The sequence below is a fragment of the Methylorubrum suomiense genome (assembly GCF_022179765.1).
GTDB classification, from domain to species: domain Bacteria; phylum Pseudomonadota; class Alphaproteobacteria; order Rhizobiales; family Beijerinckiaceae; genus Methylobacterium; species Methylobacterium suomiense.
Window position 1 is genome coordinate 1 of sequence record NZ_BPRE01000027.1, and the last position, 16,443, is coordinate 16,443.

A 16,443-nucleotide genomic window follows, 5' to 3' on the forward strand; every position below is an offset into this window, starting at 1 on the left:
GCATGCGGGCGATGGTGCTTTTGCCAACGCCGCCTTTCTGCCCAAGCACGCTGATGATGTAAGGGTCTGCCATGATTTGCCTTTTCCTTTCTCGACGCTCCTACGCTCGTATGGTCGTACGTACGTATGGGTGTATGAGCCGCGTTCTGTAGGGTCGTACATACCGCGCTTCGGTGGTTCGTACGGTTTCACACTTCACGGCCGCGGTGAAGTCTTAGCGATGCGGCAGCACCGTCGATGAGACCACTTCACGGGCCCAGTGTGCTCAGAAAGATACGAACCGCGGGATGTACATACCTACTCTTGTAGGTTCGTACGTACGTACGTCGGTACGAACGCGCTACAGGATCGCCGTCAGCGCCGGATCGACCTGGCTGTTGACGATGATCATCTGCGGTGGGCAGACGGCTAGGAAGCGGCTGTGTGTTGCCGTCCAAAGCGCAGCCTGGGGTGACAGCCACTGCGTCAGGGTCTCGATCTCCTGATAGGCGTTCAGGAGGTTGAGCTGCACAATCGGCTCGTAATGGGCGATCCGGTTCCGCAGACCGCGCACGTCATCGAGCTGGCCGGACACGCTCCGGCGGTGGATCCCCTGAGCGCCTACGAAGATCGGCCGCAGATGCTGCCAGAGGTGATGCTGGTGGCGGTTAAACATGCCGGTCCAGAAGCCCAGGCTGAGTTCGGCCACCACGTGCCCCCGGGTCAGACCCGTACCGAGCGAAGCAAGCTTGCGATGGGCATCCTGGACCTTGCGCTGCAGGGGCACATGGCGGACCACCGCGGGATCGTTGAACCAGTTCGAGGTTAACTGGGCACTCAGCGCATCGTCCACGCGGTTGCGCAGCACGATCTCCAGGGTGTGCAAGGGTGTGTAGAAAGCCTCGGCCAGAGCGACGTTGCGGGCGTAGAGCCGGTGGGCCAACGCGGCATCGTTGTTGGCCCAAGCCAGATAGCGGGCGAAGCGGGCCGGCGCGACCGTATCAACGAACGTGCTCATCCCCTCAAACAACCCCCTTGAACTTTTCAGCCAGTTGACCCATTATATTTGGGTAAGCCCCGGCTGGTCCCTGCTCTGCATACCTCCGGGGTAAGCTTTTTCTATCGTTTAAGCAAATATTCTTCTGCAGTCTGCTCAACCGACTGGCGCCCTGTTCACGAGAAAGCCGCCCGTAAAGGAGCGGCTTTTAATGTATCTGGGCCAGGAATTTCACTCAGAATAGTCGGCAGTTTAATCATCTGCAAAGCGTCGCGCCCATCCTGTGGAACAGGATCAATTAAAGCTGTGGGAACCGAGGAACTGATCGCTTTGATCTTCTTGGTTTTGGCGGATTAGATTGTTTTGAGAAATAAATCGGGTTCTGGATGCTATAATTTGTGTCCAGGTGATTTAAAAAACCTCCGCCCAGAAACTGGATGGAGGCATATCGAAAGCTGCTCAGGGCAGCGGCAGAGGACGCATCGCACGAAGCGCCTCAAGAGCACCACGGGTCCAGTCCTTGCGCAGGTACGCACTGTCGTACCAGCGGGCCAGCCAGCGGTTGTTCATGCATTCATCGTAAGTGTAGCGCATAACTAACCTCACAGGGGAAAAGTGATGGAGTGGTTTTCTCCTCTCTATAAATCATTCCCGTAGGGTTATCTGACAGATATACTTCTGCTCACCTGCTCAAAACCGGTCCCCTAGCAACCTTATGCGTATGGCGATAAACCACCTGAACGCACTGTTTTGGGTCGGGGGCAAGGTGTGGCTCAAGCACGCTGGGTGGCAGACGCAATCGATGTCTTGGAGGAACGTGGATGCCAATTAGAAATTACAGATAAAAACCATTACAAAATCTATATCTACTACCAAGGCAGGAAGCTGCCAAAGCCATGGATAGCCCCCAAAACGCCAAGTGATTATAGATCGCAAAAGAACTCGATTGCTGGCCTTAAAAGATTGCTGCGCGAGGAGGGGATCGAACCGCCGCAGTTCCGTTACAGGGGCGATCAACCCGATACGGATTGGGCACGCTTGTGGGACATCATCGATGAGGCAGAAGCCTCTGATCCGTCTCAGGAGTAGCCGTCCGTGAGTGACCAGGCAGCGCCAGCATATGCACGCAAGGTTGCGCTGATTATCGGCAACAACGACTATCGGTATCTGCCGAAACTGCGTAATGCTGTCAACGACGCACGTCTTCTGGCTAATCGTTTAAGTTCTGCTGACTACGAGATTGAGCTTTGCGAGAATATTAGGCTGACCGAGTTCAACCGCGCTCTGAAGATATTTAGATCCAAACTTGTATCTGGCAGCCTTGGGGTACTTTGGTATTCAGGCCATGGCGTCCAAAGTGGCGGGCGCAATTATTTGATCCCAGTTAATGCCGAACTCTATGCACATAATGACCTGCATGGTCAGTCCATTTCCCTTACGGATACTCTCGATCGCTTTGATCGCACGTCACACAATGCCTTGCTCGTCTTTATCGACGCCTGCCGACGAGATCTGTTTTTGGAGAATAATACGCGGGATATAACCTCTGCAACGGGCCTAAACCTGGCTCATACGCGAACACCTCAAGGGACATACATCGTCTATTCTGCCGGCAGCAACCAAGCTGCCTTAGACTCACTGGGCAGAGGTGATGACAGCCCGAATGGTCTCTTTGCCAGAGAGCTTATCCCACGCATGACTGAGCCTGGCGTGGACGTTGAAACAGCCTTCAAACAGGCAAGGCGGGTCGTTAGAGAATGCGCAAGATCCATCGGAAAGGAACAGGATCCGGCGTACTACAATGAATTATCTGACGACGTTTGCTTGATCGAAGCAAAGATAGCATGTTCGGGTAATGCATCCGCTTCACCAACAAACGCGGTTGAACCTGATACGATAAATGGCAGCTCTCCTGCGGACGGCTCACTTCCTTCCGAAGCTCCTACCGTACTGATCCGCTCCCCAAAATGGCTCGATAAGCCGTTTATATCTGACACAAAATCCCCGCGAGAGGCTATTGCAAGTCACACAGATACGCGCTCATGGGCTACCTGGGCTAATGAGAAATTGTATAGCTATCTTATAAACAACAGGATCGCGGATGTCGCAAAAATCCAGCATCCGTCAAAGCTCATCGCCAAGCGTGTCGTTAACGGATTTCAGTTTGTCACATTTGATGATGGCTTTGAGATTTGCCCCTATCTAAGCCAGGTTTCAGTATTCCGTACATTTGCAAATGCAATTTCGTCGCTTACCGCGACACAAGGCACCCCTCTCATCAGCAAAATTTCCAGCAGCTTTCTCCGTTTAATGCGCTTAGGCCGCGCACATTCGGAAATTTATGAGGCCGATACAGTCGATTTTGATGCTTCCAAATACTATGGCCAAATTGTTGCGAAAGTTACATACCGTAATAAGCCAGGATTATTGATGATAGATCCAGGGTACGGCTCATACATTTTGCATAGTGGACCTCATTTTTACCCAACGGCTGAGCAATTTTCAATAAGCCGTCATACCGATGCAGAGAGTTGATCCGGGCTGCTAACAAGAAGAGGCTTGCTGTATTCTTATATTCAATAGCGGAACGGGTAGGGGCCGAGGAACAGGTCGCCTAGCGCCTTGCGGTGCCGGTAGGTGAACCAGCGCTGGCGCAGGTGCTCAGTCCTGTCGTGCAGGATGTGACAGCGCTGGCAGAGCGCCCTTAGGTTCTTCGGATCGTTGTTGCCCGGGTCGTGGTCGAGGTGCGCGCAGGCCAGGTAGACGCGCGTGGTTTCGATCACCGTGCCGGCGGGGAGGCATTCCAGCGGCGGCAGCTTCAAGGGTCGGCCACGACTGCTGCGCCAGGTCTTTGCTGCCGCATCCCACCAGCGGCCATCCCCTAAATGAGGGATCAGCTGCCCGTGCGGCCGGCCGCAACTCTCGCAGCAGCCCCTGGCCCGGCCGAAGCGGATCACATCGGACAGCTGCGCCCAGTCGATCGGATAGAAAAAGCGGTTCTCCGGGCGGATCGGCATGCGGTCAGCCCTCCGGGCGCGCCTGGCTGCGCGCGCGTGCCTGCGGGAAGTAGGTGTAGAAGGTCCGCGCACTGACACCGAGGCGCTTGGCGATCTCGGCGATTGGGATGGTGCCGGCGTCGATCATGGCCCGGCCGGCGGCCAAGTCGGCGTCGGACAGCCGGCGCGGGCGTCCGCCCTTGCGGCCGCGGGCCAGGGCGGCCTTGAGGCCGGCGTGGGTCCGCTCGCGGTTCAGGTCCAGGAAATACTCGGCGATCGTCCCGAGGAAGTTGAACATCATCCGCCCGGTGGCGGTCTCGGTGTCCACCTGCTCGGTGAGCGAGCGCAGCTTAACGCCGCGCTCCTGCAGCATGTGCGCGGTGTCGAGCATTTCACGGAGGGAGCGACCGAGACGGTCGATCTTCCAGACCACCAGTTGATCCTCTGTGCGCAGGAAGTCCAACGCGGCTTCAAGGGCCGGGCGCTTGGTGCCGGCGCGCCCGCTCTCTTTTTCCTCGAAGATCCGAGAGCAGCCGGCGGCCTTCAGGGCATCGCGCTGCAGGTCCAGGTTCTGGTCCTCGGTCGAAACGCGCGCATAGCCGATCAGCATGTGAAGATTGTACGAAAATACCGTTTTTCGCACAATAGTTTTCTTCACATATTTTCTTCACGCAAACGGGGCTGTTTCGAGTGCCAGGGGAGGGCGCTCGCCTCTATATGCAGAAAACGGTCGTTTTTTGCACATTCTGAGGGACGCCAGTTGGGTAATCCTTGCCCCGATGCACCCACATCTTCTACGAAAGCGCAGTCGCCTTATCAGGTTGCCAGGTCGATAACAGCTAAATAGAGGATCGATCAGACCTCAATTTCGCCTGGTTAATGCTAAAATTACATCGATTTTAATTTGACGCCGCATCGTGTGCGGCGCTGAATGCTGCTGGAACCTTTCTCTTTCAACCTCGGTGGTTGGAAGGTTCCGTTTCAGCGTGGCTGTCGGGCCACGAATGAGGAGGGCCACCCGCAAGGGTGGCCCTCTGCCTTTTCAGCCGTTCCGCCGCCGCGCGGTGTGATGTGGCTTAGGCCCGCTTGCTCATGTTGGTCTTCATGCCCTCGCAGCAGCAGCCGCCCTTCTTGCCCTTCATGTTCATGGCCATACCGCCCTTGCCGCACATCATCGCGCCCTTACCCTTGCCGCCACCACAGCAGCTCATCGCCAGAGCGGGGGCAGCGCTCAGCAGCAGCAGGGTGGCCGTCGTGATCGCCAGCGTCTTCATGGTCGTTGTCCTCCGTGCCGGGCTGCATGATGCAGGGCAGCTGCTGCGATCCTGCACTTTCCCATGATGGGAAGGTCAAGACGCAGCGGTGCAGGATGGTGAACACGGCTCGGCCGTGGCCGGCGCCAGGGCAGCGGGTTCGGCTAGCGCCTCGATGATCCGGCAGGCGCCGACGCTGCCGCCCGCACAAGTGTCGATCATCCGGGTCAGTTCGCCCCGCAGCGCGGTCAGCTGCGCAATCCGCGCATCCACGGCGACCAGCTGCTGGCGGGCCAGCGCATCCACGGTGCCGCAGGAGGCGTCCGGCTGCTCCTGCAGGGCCAGCATAGTGCGGATGGCGTCCAGCTCGAACCCGAGCTGGCGGGCGTGGCGGATGAACGTCAGCCGCCGCACGTCCGCCTCGCCATACAGGCGGCGCCCGCTCTCGCTGCGCTGTGCTTCCGGCAGCACACCGGACCGCTCATAGAAGCGGATGGTTTCGATGTGGACGCCGGTACGCCGCGACAGCTCGCCGATCGGGATCAAAATGCGCTTGCTCCTGTAGTGGCTACAGGATGTAACGTTGGGATCAATGAGACAAGGATTTTGAGAATGGCTGCCGCCCCCCGGCAGAGAACGCACCGCGCCTGGCACTGGACCACACTGGTCCAGGCGCTGGTGTTTGCGTTCGTGCTGGCGGTGGTCGGCCCGGTCCCTGTTGAGGCGGCCCACCAGGCCCCTCCGGCGGCCGTCGCCAGCCTCAGCCTGAGCGCTGAGCAGCCCGCCGCGGCCGGAGAGGGCGATGTCTGCCTGCTCTGCCACCACCACTGCGGCTGCCATCAGGCCGTCTGCCTGGAAACTTCGGTTTCCTTCCTGCCGCCGGCACCCGTCCGGGTGACCTACCGGCCGACCGCGCAGCAGGTGGTTTCGATCAGCACCGAAGGCCTGCTGCGCCCGCCACGCGCTTGAGCTGACCACGCCATGCGGCGTGGCGCCGACGCAGCGCCCGTTGAGGCCTGCGCGGCTCTGTTCTGATCCGCTCACCACAAGGGAACGGTCCAACCCCTCGACGCCCCGCGGCGTCCCGGGCTGGCATCCCGCAAGACACACCCTCCATGCGCGCTCTTCTCCTTCTTCCCGTTCTGGCTGCCGGCATCGCGATCGGCGGTGCGGTGCCGGGCATCGCCACGCACACCCAAGGCGCGCTCGCCCGCCTCGGCCTCGGGCCGGCTCCGGCGGCTCCGTCCACGCCGGCCGCCAAATCCGACGATGATGATCACGACCCGCCGGCCAAGCCCGCCGCGCACGGCCACACCGGCGAGGAGGGGGAGGGCAAGGAACACGGCGAGGCCGGCGAGATCCACATGACCGCCGAGCAGATCACCAGCCAGGAGATCGGCACGGCGTCCGTCGCCGGCGGCACCCTGTCCCGGCACCTGGTGGTGCCCGGTACGGTTACCCCGGACGCGGACCGCTTGGTGCGCGTGCCGGCGCGGGTCAACGGCACCGTCGCCGAGATGCGCAAGCGCCTGGGCGACAAGGTGCAGAAGGGCGATGTGGTCGCCGTGCTCGACAGCCGCGAGGTGGCGGACGCCAAAAGCGACTTCCTGACCGCCGGCGTGCAGGCCGAGTTGCAGAAGATCAACTTCGAGCGGCAGCAGAAGCTGATCAGCAGCCAGGCCACCGCGCAGGTGTCGTTCGACCAGGCGCGGGCGACCTATCAGGAAAGCCAGCTGCGCCTCGATCTGGCCCGCCAGAAACTCTCCGCCCTCGGCCTCAGCGCCGCTGAGGTGGCCGCGGCGGCCAAGCGGGACGAAGCCACGCCCAACCAGTCGAGCCTGCGGCTGTTTCCGCTGCGCGCGCCGATGGACGGGCGGATTGTTGAGCGCAAGGTTGATGTCGGCACCAAGGTCGGCGGCGAGGGCGACCCGGCCGACGTCTACACCATCGCCGATCTGTCCACGGTCTGGGTCGAGCTGGCGGTGCCGACCACCGCGCTGATCAATGTGGCCGAGGGCGCCAAGGTGCTCATCGGCACCGGCACCGACGAGAAAACCCTGCGCGCCGAGGGGCAGGTGGTCTTCATCAGCCCGTTCCTGAACGCGGACACGCGCAGCGCCCGCGTGATCGTCGCCCTGCCCAATCCGGACCAGACCTGGCGGCCGGGCACCTTCGTGACCGCCGCGGTAGCCATCGCCGAGGAAACCGTGCCGGTGCGCGTCCCGCGCACTGCCCTGCAGACGCTCGAGGGCAAGCTGGTCGCCTTCGTGCGCACCGACGAGGGCTTTGAACGGCGCGCGGTCAAGGTCGGCCGGTCCGACGACGATGCGTTCGAGGTCACCGAGGGCCTGGCCGCCGGCGACGAGATCGCGGTGGCCAACACCTTTTTGCTCAAGGCGGAACTCGGCAAGGCCGAGGCCGGCGACGACGACTGAGAGCGCAGCCGATGATTTCCCGCGTCCTTGATTTCTCCGTGCACCAGCGCTGGCTGGTGGTGCTGCTGTCGCTGCTCGCCGCGGCGCTGGGCGTCTATTCGCTCAGTCGCCTGCCGATCGACGCGGTGCCCGACATCACCAACAACCAGGTGCAGATCAACACCACGGCGCCCGCGCTGTCACCGTTCGACATCGAGAAGCAGGTCACCTACCCGATCGAAAACGCCCTCGCGGGCATCCGGGGCCTGGAATACACGCGCTCGCTGTCGCGCAACGGGTTCTCGCAGGTCACCGCGGTCTTTTCGGAAAAAACCGACATCTACTTTGCGCGCCAGCAGGTCGGCGAACGCCTGCAGGAAGCCGAGCGGGCGATGCCGCCGGGCGCTGAACCGCGCCTGGGGCCGATCACCACCGGCCTCGGCGAGATCTACATGTGGACCGTGCGCTACGCGACGCCGGCCGAGCGGTCGCCGGTGCGGCCCGGCCAGCCGGGCTGGCAGCCGGACGGCAGCTATCTGACCCCGGAAGGCCAGCGCCTCGGCACCGAGGTCGAGCGGGCCGGCTACCTGCGCACCGTGCAGGAGTGGATCATCCGCCCGCAGATCAAAACCGTGCGCGGGGTCGCCGGCGTGGACGGCATCGGCGGCTTTGAAAAGCAGTACCACGTCCAGCCGGACCCGGCGAAGCTGACCGCGCTCGACCTGTCGTTCAGCGACGTGGTGCGGGCGCTGGAAGCCAACAACGCCAACCAGGGCGCCCGCTACCTCGAGGACAACGGCGAAGGCTACGTGGTCCGCGCCGCCGGCCGCCTGGAAAGCATGGACGAGATCGGCAGCGTGGTGGTGACCACCCGCGGCGGCGTGCCGGTGCGGATCAGCGATGTGGCGGAGGTGCGCATCGGGCGCGATCTGCGTACCGGCTCGGCGAGCGAGGACGGCCGCGAGGTCGTGGTCGGCACCGCACTGATGCTGATCGGCGAGAACAGCCGCACGGTCGCCGCGGCCGTCGATGCGCGCATGACCGAGATCCGGCGCTCGCTGCCGCCGGGGATCGTCGTGCAGACGGTGCTCGACCGGACCCAGCTGGTCGAGGCGACGGTGCACACCGTCGCGAAAAACCTGCTGGAAGGCGCCGGCCTGGTGATCCTGATCCTGTTCCTGCTGCTGGGGAATTTCCGGGCGGCGGTGATCACCGCGCTGGTCATTCCGGTAGCGATGCTGCTGACCATGACCGGCATGGTGCAGGCGAAAATTTCGGCCAACCTGATGAGCCTGGGCGCGCTGGATTTCGGGCTGATCGTGGATGGCGCGGTGATCATCGCCGAAAACAGCCTGCGCCATCTGGCGGAACGCCAGCAGGCGCTCGGCCGCGGTCTGACGCTGGAGGAACGCCTGGCGACGGTGCGCGCCTCGGCCGAGGAAATGATCAAGCCGTCCCTCTACGGGCAGGCGATCATCATTCTGGTCTACGTGCCGCTGCTGACGTTCACCGGCGTCGAGGGCAAGATGTTCGAGCCGATGGCGCTGACGGTGATCCTCGCCCTGGTCGCCGCCTTTGTGCTGTCGCTGACGTTCGTGCCGGCGCTGATCGCGATCGCGCTGACCGGCCGCGTGCAGGAGCACGACAACCGGCTCGTGCGCGGCCTCAAGCGGCTTTACCGGCCGGTGCTGGCCGGGGCGGTGCGTGCGCCGCTGGTGTTTGTGGTGGGCGCGCTGGTGCTGCTGGCCGGCGCCGGGGTGCTGTTCACCCGGCTGGGGCAGGAGTTCATCCCGACGCTGGATGAGAAGAACATCGCCCTCAACGCCACGCGCATTCCGTCCACGTCGCTGAGCCAGTCGCAGGCGATGCAGGTGCGGATCGAGCAGGTGGTCAGCCGCTTCCCGCAGGTTGCCTACGTGTTCTCGAAAACCGGCACGGCGGAGGTCGCGACCGATCCGATGCCACCCAACTCGTCCGACGCCTTTGTGATCCTCAAACCCCAGGACCAGTGGCCCGACCCGTCGCTGTCCAAGGCCGAGCTGCAGGAGCAGATCGAGGCCGCGGTCGGCAAGCTGGCCGGCAACGTCTACGAGTTCTCGCAGCCGATCCAGCTGCGCTTTAATGAGCTGCTGGCCGGCGCCCGCGGTGACCTGGCGATCAAGGTGTTTGGCGACGAGTTCGCGCCGATGACCAGGGCCGCGGCGCAGATCGCCGCGATCCTGCAGGGCACGCCCGGGGCCGAGGACGTCAAGGTTGAGCAGACGTCCGGCCTGCCGTTCCTGGAAATCCGGATCAACAAGACCGAGGCCGCCCGCCTGGGGCTGAGCACGGCGACCATTCAGGAGGTGATCGGCGCCGCCATCGGCGGCCGGGAAGCCGGGATGGTCTTCGAGGGAGACCGGCGCTTTCCGATCGTCGTGCGCCTGAACGACCAGGTGCGCGAGAACCGCGAGGCACTGGAAAACATCCCGGTGCCACTGCCACCCGGCCCGTCCGGGCGGGGCACGTCGGTGCTGCTTAAGCAGGTTGCCAGCTTTTCGGTGACCGAGGGGCCGAACCAGATCTCGCGCGAGAACGGCAAGCGCCGGGTGGTGGTCACCGCCAACGTGCGTGAGCGGGACATCGGCTCGCTGGTGGCGGACGTGCAGGCGCGGGTGGCCAAGGAGGTCCAGCTGCTGCCGGGCTACTATGTCAGCTGGGGCGGCCAGTTCGAGAACCTGGCCTCGGCCCGTCAGCGCCTGCTGATCGTGGTGCCCGGCTGCTTCGTGCTGATCTTCCTGCTGCTCTACTCGGCGCTCGGTTCGCCGCGGGATGCGCTGCTGGTGTTTTCCGCGGTGCCGCTGGCGCTGACCGGCGGGATCGTGGCGCTGTGGCTGCGCGGGATGCCGTTTTCGGTGCCGGCGGCGGTGGGGTTCATCGCCCTGTCCGGCGTCGCGGTGCTCAACGGCCTGGTCATGCTGACGTCGATCAAACAGCTGGTCGCCGCGGGCAAGCCCCGCCGGGAGGGCATTCTGGAAGGCGCGATGGTGCGCCTGCGCCCGGTGGCGATGACCGCCCTGGTCGCCTCGCTCGGGTTTGTGCCGATGGCCCTGGCCACCGGCACCGGCGCCGAGGTCCAGAAACCCCTCGCCACTGTGGTGATCGGCGGCCTGATCAGCGCGACCCTGCTGACGCTGGTGGTGCTGCCGGCGCTCTACGCCCGTTTCGGCGGACCCGCCCCGCAGCAGCCGGCCAAGCCGCTGGCGCCCGAGCAGCCGCAGCTCCCCCTGCAACAGGCCGCCGAGTGAGAGGCTGCGGATTTTGCTTGAACCTGTAGCGACTACAGGTCGTAGGCTCCGGGTCAACTGACGAAAGGAGACACCATGGCGGACGCCTGCTGCGGCTCAAGCGCCGCTTCTCAAGCAAACTCCCGCTGCGGCACGCCCGCAGCTTTGACCCCCGTGCCGGAAGCCCCGAAGGCCGTACCGGCCGCCAGCTGCGGCACGGGTGCAGACAGCGCCTGCGGCTGCTCCGGCGGTGTGCCGGTCTTCGACGGCGTGGACCCCCGCTATAAGCGGGTGCTGTGGACCGTGATCGCCCTCAACGGGATCATGTTCGCGGTCGAGATGGTCATGGGCCACCTGGCGGGCTCTCAGGCCCTGCAGGCGGATGCCCTGGATTTTCTGGGGGATACGGTCACCTACGGGCTGAGCCTGGCGGTGATCGGTGCCAGCCTGCGGGCGCGGGCCACGGCGGCCCTGTTCAAGGGCCTGTCACTGTCGCTGATGGCGGTGTGGGTGCTGGGCTCGACGGTCTACCAGACCCTGATCCTGGGCGTGCCGCAGGCCGAGCTGATGGGCGGGATCGGCCTCCTGGCGCTGGCCACCAACCTGACCAGCGTGCTCTTGCTGATGCGCTACAAGGACGGCGACGCCAACGTGCGCTCGGTCTGGCTGTGCTCGCGCAACGACGCGATCGGCAACGTGGTCGTGATGATCGCCGCGCTGGGTGTCTGGGGCACGGCGACGGCCTGGCCCGATCTGGCGGTGGCCGCGATCATGGCCGCGATCTTCCTCACGTCCTCGGTGCAGATCCTGCGGCAGGCGTGGGCGGAGTACCGCGAAGGCACGGCCCAGCCGGCGCCGGCCGAATAACGCAGGGAAGGGGGGCCGTGAGGCTCCCTTTTCGCGTGGAGGAGCCCATGCGCGCGACCGAAAGCGTCTGGCATCGCGAGCCCGGACGGCGGCGCAAGGTCCGGCCGCACATCCGCACGGCGGCGCGGAAAACGATGCTATGGGCGCTGCTCGGGGTGCTCCTGCTCGGCAGCTGCGCCGGCCTTTGTCTCACCATGCTGGGGCACCGAGCGAGCATGGTCCCCTACGTGGCGCACCCCCAGCGCTGACCCTGTATCAGGAACTAGGGCTACCAGATCCCGGTCAAAGCGGGGTGCCACTCCATAGCGGGCGAACGGGCGCGTGCGACGCAGGCCGGGTGTGGGCGTCAGCGCCATCCGAGCCGCCGCCGAAGTTCGGCCCGGGCGCGCTGTTCAAGGTGGGCCAGGCGCACACGACCCGTCACAGGAAGCAGGCGGCGGCCGGGCGGTATGGCCAGAACGTCGGCGATCGTCTCACGGTCGGGGTAGAGACTTTCCAGGGCCGAGCCAGGCAGGGTCGCTGCATCGAGCCGGTCAGCAAACGCGGTCGTGTGAAGGGCCTGCACGATCTCGTCTTCGAGGATTAGACCGGGCGCACAGCCCCGTAGGGTTTCGTCGTAGGCGGTTTTGAGCAGGTACGCCGTCCGGTCGGCGACCAGCGCCAGGCTTGCGGCGATGGCCCGCCCATCGAGGCGGAGCACGTCGGCCCGGGCGGTCACCGGGCCGTGGGCCGGCTGAAAGAGCGTCCGGGCGAACGCCGCGGTGTGGGCGTGGCTGCCGAGTGCGGTGCCGGCCGCACCTTTCCAGCCAGCGGCCTCCAGCACCAGAAACTCCGTGATTGCGTCGGCGAGATCCGCGCCGGCGGTGGCGCTGGTCAACGTCAGTGTTCCGGCTTCGGCCAGTCGCCGCCGCCGACGGCGCAGATCCTTAAACCGCCCCTTGTGGGGATGCTCGGCCAGGAATGCCGCGTAGGAGGCGCGGCGGTCGAGTACCGGGCGGGCAAAGGTGCTGACGGTGGCAACCTGCCAGCCGGCACGCTGCAGCGCCGCCAGCAGCTCCGCCCCCACCAGGCTCTCGCTCGGAAACAGCGGCCAGCGCCAGCTGCGGCTGCCCGCAGCCTGGGCGAGCCCGGCCACCAACGCGTCAAGGCGCGCTTCCAGGCCCGGGCCGGCAGCGACGAGCGGCGTGCTCGCGGTCATGTAAGGAGAAAGCCAGGGCCGGGCGACGCGACCGCCAAGAGCCGTGACGGCGGGCCACTGCACAATCGGCACTAGGGCCTCAAGCTGCCCGGTGGCGTCATGCACCACCACAGCCTGGTCGGCGGGACAGAGGCCGTGCGCCCGGTGCGCCTCGAGGACGTGGCGGGCAAAGAACGGCGGTGCTGCTGCCCGCGCGTCCAAATCATCCCAGGCGGTGGCCTCGGCCGCCAGTGCGGAAAGCGCCCGGAGGGTCACAGGGCTGCGCGTGTCACAGCGGCGTGCCACCCCGATAGCGGGCGAACGGCCGCTGCAGCTCGGGACCGAACAGGATGACGTCGTAGGTATCCGGTGGCACGCCGTCGGCCTCCATGCCCGGTGAGCCCACCGGCATACCCGGAACGGCCAGCCCGATGCCTGGGGGCTTTTCTGCGAGCAGGCGCAGGATCGCCCCGGCGGGCACGTGCCCTTCGATCACGTAACCGCCAACCTGGGCGGTATGGCAGGACGCTAGGCTGCGCGGGACCCCAAGACGGGCTTTGACGGGATTGACCGGCGCCTCGGTCACCTGAACCGGAAAGCCGGCCGCGCGGATGTGGGTGACCCAGGCTTCGCAGCAGCCGCAGCTGGGGTCCTTGGTCACCTGGATCTCTGGGAGCGGTTCAGCCGCGCGCAGTGGCGCGGCGAGCAGCAAGCTGCTCAGGCCACTCAGGCCGGCCAACACGCCACGGCGGCTCGGCAGCAGGCTCGCGTCCATCAGGGTCTCCTCAGGTCAGCGTATGGGTGTGGGATGCCCAGGCCGGCCGGTGGTCAGCCCGGGCAGGCTGGGTCAGGCGCGGTGGCTCATGCGGCCGCCCATCTTGTCGCAGCAGCACCCGCCCTTCTTGCCCTTCATGTTCATCGCCATGGCGCCGCTCTTGGCGCACATGCCAGCCTTGCCCTTCCCACCACCGCAGCAGCTCATCGCCATGGCCGGCGCGGCGCTGAGCAGCATCACGGCACTGGCTGCAAGAACGAGACGCTTCATTGTTTCCTCCCATGAAAAGCCAGGCCGTGAGGCCCCGGCGGTACTCCGGCCGACAGGCCGAATGACAGGCTGTCCCAGGCCTCTTAAGAGGCCTGCGGACGTCGGGCGCGTGACTACTGCAGCGGCGGTGGCGGGGCACCGCGCTTGCGGTAGGACTGCAGGTCCGGGGCGTTGTCGGCCGGCGGCTTTGCCTCCAGGTCGGTGATCAGGGCTTTCATTTCGCCGATCTCCTTGACCTGCGCCTCGATGATCTTGTCAGCCAGCTCACGCACGCGGGGGTCTTTGATGTGTGCCCGCTCGCTGGTCATGATGGCGATCGAATGGTGTGGGATCATCGCCTTCATGTAAGCCACGTCACCGACGGTTTCCTGGCTGCGGACCAGCCACAGCGCCCCGGCAAAGACCACGACGCTGCCGGCGAGGATCGCGATGTTGGCGGCCCGCACCTTGTACATCGCCCACATGAAGCCGAGCATGATGACGGCCATCGTCGCGCCCATGACGAGCGCCATCCACATGCGGGTCTGGCTGAAGAACACATGCTCCAGCGCGTAGGTGTTCAGGTACATCAGGCCGAACATCACCACCGTGGAGGTGGCGATCATCGCGGCGAAGCGTGCGTAGCTCATAGGTCGATCTCGTTCATGCGGGTCAGAGCGTGCTCGTGCTCGGCGCTGCTCATGGGCGACCCTTCCTGTGTGTCGCACCAGGCACCCTTCACCTTCCCATCATGGGAGGGTCAACAGGGTGCCAGCCCGGGCCGGGAGGCACGGTGGCATCCCGGCCTGGGCGCTGATCCCGGGGCTTAGTGCTTGCTGCCATCCCCATGGCCGTGAGGCTGAGACGTATGAGCCGGCGCGGTACCGGCCGGGGCGTTCTTTGGATGATCGGCACCATGAGAGGGGCCGCCGGCCGTGTTGCCGCGGCTGGGCGTCGGCTGGTTCTGCTGCTCGGCGTTGGCGTTGCCCTGGTCGTCCGCCAGGGCGGGCAGGGCAGCAAAGGTCAGCAGGGCCGCAGCCGTCAGAGCCTTGAGGGTCATGATCGTAAATCCTGTGGTTGGAGAGAGGTCAGCCCGCCATCGTGCGGCAGGTTTCGGCACAGCGCCGGCACTGGTCGACACACTCCTGCATGTCGCCCACGGCCTCGCAGCTCTTGGCGCAGGCCTCACACACCTCGGCGCAGGCGCGGCAGGTGTGCTCGTGCGCGGGGGTACCGAGCAGCATGACGTGCGCGGAGGTCCGGCAGCTTTCGGCGCAGGCCAGCATCAGCCGGACATGCTCCGGCTGAACGTGTTTGCCGCCCGCAGGCAGGCAGTGTTGGGACACCATGCTCAAGCAGGTCTGATAGCAGCGCAGGCACTCATCGATGCAGCCACGCATCTCAGATGACAGATGTTGCATGGGAATTGTCCTTGTTATTCTGTTGATCTGGAGACAGAGCGAGAGACTGAGCGAAATTAATTGTGCATTTTAGCCTCCGTCCTGGTCGAACAACACCGTCACCGCAGTGAAGTTCAGAATTTTATTCTGCACTTCAAAGCGACCGGCTCAGCTGAGCCGGTCACAACCGCGTGACGCCCAGAACCGACTACTTGCCGTGTTTCTTCAGCCAGTCCTGCATCTCGGCGATCTCTTTTTCCTGATCGTCGATGATCTTCTGGGCCATCGCCTTGGTGGCTGGGTCCTTGGCGTGCTTGAGCGCCACCTGGGCCATCGCTACCGCGCCCTTGTGGTGCGGGATCATGTGCGTGCGGAAATCCACGTCCGGATCGCCGGTGTAGGCCACGTGCATGTCGTGCATCATCTTCATGTCGGCCTGCTTGTAGTCCTTGGTCGAGGCCGGATCGTTGGGCGCCGGCATCATGTCGGCGATCATCTTCTGCATCTCGGCCTGATGGGCGTCGCCGGCTTCGCCAGCGGTCGCCTGATGACCCTTGTGGCTGGCGTCGTCGTGGGCGACTGCCGCACCGGCGAGACCGCTGGCGAGCAGCGCGGCGGCCAGCGTGATCTTGATGGTTTGCATGATTTTTCCTTTTGTTTGATTGAGGTTAGTTGAACTTCCCGCTGGCGGTCGCGCCATCGGGAGCTGTCAGCTGCACGGCGCCCTTGGGGGCGGCGTTCAACGGAACCTGGGCCTGTCCGGTCAGGCGGTTGGCGTCGGCCGGCGCCAGCGCGACGCGCGCCGGCTTGCCGTCGATCACGAGGATCGCCGTGGCCTTGAACCCGGCGGCCGGCACCGGCTTCTCGCTGCCGTCGAGTAGGTAGACGTCGACGGTCTGGCCCTTGGTGACGAGTTCGACGTGGTAGCTGCCAGCATCGGTCACCCGCCCGCCGTACTTGCCGGCGGTTTCGTGGGCGCACACGGGCGCGGCGAGCAGCACCAGGCTGCTGAACAGGGCGGCGCGGAACGGGATCATCGGGGTCTCCTTGGTTTTGGGTTGATCGGTGGG

The 16,443-nt window shown here is 64.5% G+C and carries 20 protein-coding genes; 7 read left to right on the top strand and 13 right to left on the bottom strand.

Features of this window, described 5'->3' with window-relative positions; genetic code table 11:
• Positions 1-340: 340 nt before the first annotated feature.
• On the bottom strand, positions 341-997 hold the full coding sequence (locus MFF26_RS25540; RefSeq protein ID WP_238308854.1) for a hypothetical protein: 657 nt from the start codon (positions 995-997) through the stop codon (positions 341-343).
• A gap of 765 nt (positions 998-1,762) precedes the next feature.
• On the opposite strand from MFF26_RS25540, the gene MFF26_RS25545 reads away from it, so the two are divergent.
• Both MFF26_RS25545 and MFF26_RS25550 read left to right on the top strand, forming a co-directional pair.
• Positions 1,763-2,065, top strand: a complete 303-nt coding sequence (locus tag MFF26_RS25545; RefSeq protein ID WP_137830743.1) for a hypothetical protein — start codon at positions 1,763-1,765, stop codon at positions 2,063-2,065.
• A 6-nt stretch (positions 2,066-2,071) separates the two neighbouring features.
• Positions 2,072-3,511: a caspase family protein gene (locus MFF26_RS25550; protein ID WP_238308855.1), complete on the top strand. Its 1,440-nt coding sequence runs from the start codon at positions 2,072-2,074 to the stop codon at positions 3,509-3,511.
• Between the two features lie 41 nt (positions 3,512-3,552).
• On the opposite strand, the gene MFF26_RS25555 is transcribed toward MFF26_RS25550, so the two are convergent.
• From MFF26_RS25555 to MFF26_RS25570, 4 genes are all read right to left on the bottom strand, one after another.
• Positions 3,553-3,993 (bottom strand): hypothetical protein, encoded by a 441-nt coding sequence (locus MFF26_RS25555; protein WP_238308856.1) that lies wholly within the window; start codon positions 3,991-3,993, stop codon positions 3,553-3,555.
• A 4-nt stretch (positions 3,994-3,997) separates the two neighbouring features.
• Positions 3,998-4,582 (bottom strand): recombinase family protein, encoded by a 585-nt coding sequence (locus MFF26_RS25560; RefSeq protein WP_238308857.1) that lies wholly within the window; start codon positions 4,580-4,582, stop codon positions 3,998-4,000.
• Positions 4,583-5,048: 466 nt separating this feature from the next.
• Positions 5,049-5,246 carry a hypothetical protein gene (locus tag MFF26_RS25565; RefSeq protein ID WP_182556870.1) on the bottom strand — a complete coding sequence of 66 codons (198 nt, stop codon included), beginning with the start codon at positions 5,244-5,246 and terminating at the stop codon, positions 5,049-5,051.
• A 75-nt stretch (positions 5,247-5,321) separates the two neighbouring features.
• Positions 5,322-5,771 carry a MerR family transcriptional regulator gene (locus MFF26_RS25570; protein ID WP_182556869.1) on the bottom strand — a complete coding sequence of 150 codons (450 nt, stop codon included), beginning with the start codon at positions 5,769-5,771 and terminating at the stop codon, positions 5,322-5,324.
• A 66-nt stretch (positions 5,772-5,837) separates the two neighbouring features.
• On the opposite strand from MFF26_RS25570, the gene MFF26_RS25575 reads away from it, so the two are divergent.
• The 5 genes from MFF26_RS25575 (at position 5,838) to MFF26_RS25595 (ending at position 12,020) form a co-directional block, all read left to right on the top strand.
• Entirely contained in the window at positions 5,838-6,194 is a 357-nt protein-coding gene (locus MFF26_RS25575) for a hypothetical protein (protein WP_238308858.1), read from the top strand.
• Positions 6,195-6,340: 146 nt separating this feature from the next.
• Positions 6,341-7,660, top strand: coding sequence for an efflux RND transporter periplasmic adaptor subunit (locus MFF26_RS25580; RefSeq protein ID WP_238308859.1), 1,320 nt, complete (start codon positions 6,341-6,343; stop codon positions 7,658-7,660).
• A gap of 11 nt (positions 7,661-7,671) precedes the next feature.
• Positions 7,672-10,926: an efflux RND transporter permease subunit gene (locus MFF26_RS25585; RefSeq protein WP_238308860.1), complete on the top strand. Its 3,255-nt coding sequence runs from the start codon at positions 7,672-7,674 to the stop codon at positions 10,924-10,926.
• Between the two features lie 75 nt (positions 10,927-11,001).
• The gene (locus MFF26_RS25590) at positions 11,002-11,772 is read left to right on the top strand and encodes a cation efflux transmembrane domain-containing protein (protein WP_238308862.1); all 771 of its coding nucleotides are present in this window, start codon (positions 11,002-11,004) and stop codon (positions 11,770-11,772) included.
• 47 nt (positions 11,773-11,819) lie between these two features.
• Complete coding sequence (locus MFF26_RS25595; protein WP_238308864.1) at positions 11,820-12,020, top strand: hypothetical protein; 201 nt, start codon at positions 11,820-11,822, stop codon at positions 12,018-12,020.
• Between the two features lie 98 nt (positions 12,021-12,118).
• On the opposite strand, the gene MFF26_RS25600 is transcribed toward MFF26_RS25595, so the two are convergent.
• The 8 genes from MFF26_RS25600 to MFF26_RS25635 all read right to left on the bottom strand — a co-directional run bounded on the left by MFF26_RS25600 (position 12,119) and on the right by MFF26_RS25635 (position 16,410).
• On the bottom strand, positions 12,119-13,225 hold the full coding sequence (locus tag MFF26_RS25600; protein ID WP_238308865.1) for a GNAT family N-acetyltransferase: 1,107 nt from the start codon (positions 13,223-13,225) through the stop codon (positions 12,119-12,121).
• 13 nt (positions 13,226-13,238) lie between these two features.
• Positions 13,239-13,724 (bottom strand): DUF411 domain-containing protein, encoded by a 486-nt coding sequence (locus MFF26_RS25605; protein WP_238308866.1) that lies wholly within the window; start codon positions 13,722-13,724, stop codon positions 13,239-13,241.
• A gap of 72 nt (positions 13,725-13,796) precedes the next feature.
• Positions 13,797-13,994 carry a hypothetical protein gene (locus tag MFF26_RS25610; protein WP_026105230.1) on the bottom strand — a complete coding sequence of 66 codons (198 nt, stop codon included), beginning with the start codon at positions 13,992-13,994 and terminating at the stop codon, positions 13,797-13,799.
• Positions 13,995-14,107: 113 nt separating this feature from the next.
• On the bottom strand, positions 14,108-14,623 hold the full coding sequence (locus tag MFF26_RS25615) for a DUF305 domain-containing protein (RefSeq protein WP_238228716.1): 516 nt from the start codon (positions 14,621-14,623) through the stop codon (positions 14,108-14,110).
• A 176-nt stretch (positions 14,624-14,799) separates the two neighbouring features.
• On the bottom strand, positions 14,800-15,033 hold the full coding sequence (locus MFF26_RS25620; RefSeq protein WP_137830755.1) for a hypothetical protein: 234 nt from the start codon (positions 15,031-15,033) through the stop codon (positions 14,800-14,802).
• A gap of 28 nt (positions 15,034-15,061) precedes the next feature.
• Positions 15,062-15,394, bottom strand: coding sequence for a four-helix bundle copper-binding protein (locus MFF26_RS25625; protein WP_238308867.1), 333 nt, complete (start codon positions 15,392-15,394; stop codon positions 15,062-15,064).
• A 187-nt stretch (positions 15,395-15,581) separates the two neighbouring features.
• The gene (copM, locus tag MFF26_RS25630; protein WP_238308869.1) at positions 15,582-16,016 is read right to left on the bottom strand and encodes a CopM family metallochaperone; all 435 of its coding nucleotides are present in this window, start codon (positions 16,014-16,016) and stop codon (positions 15,582-15,584) included.
• Positions 16,017-16,041: 25 nt separating this feature from the next.
• Complete coding sequence (locus MFF26_RS25635; RefSeq protein WP_238308870.1) at positions 16,042-16,410, bottom strand: hypothetical protein; 369 nt, start codon at positions 16,408-16,410, stop codon at positions 16,042-16,044.
• Positions 16,411-16,443: the final 33 nt, after the last annotated feature.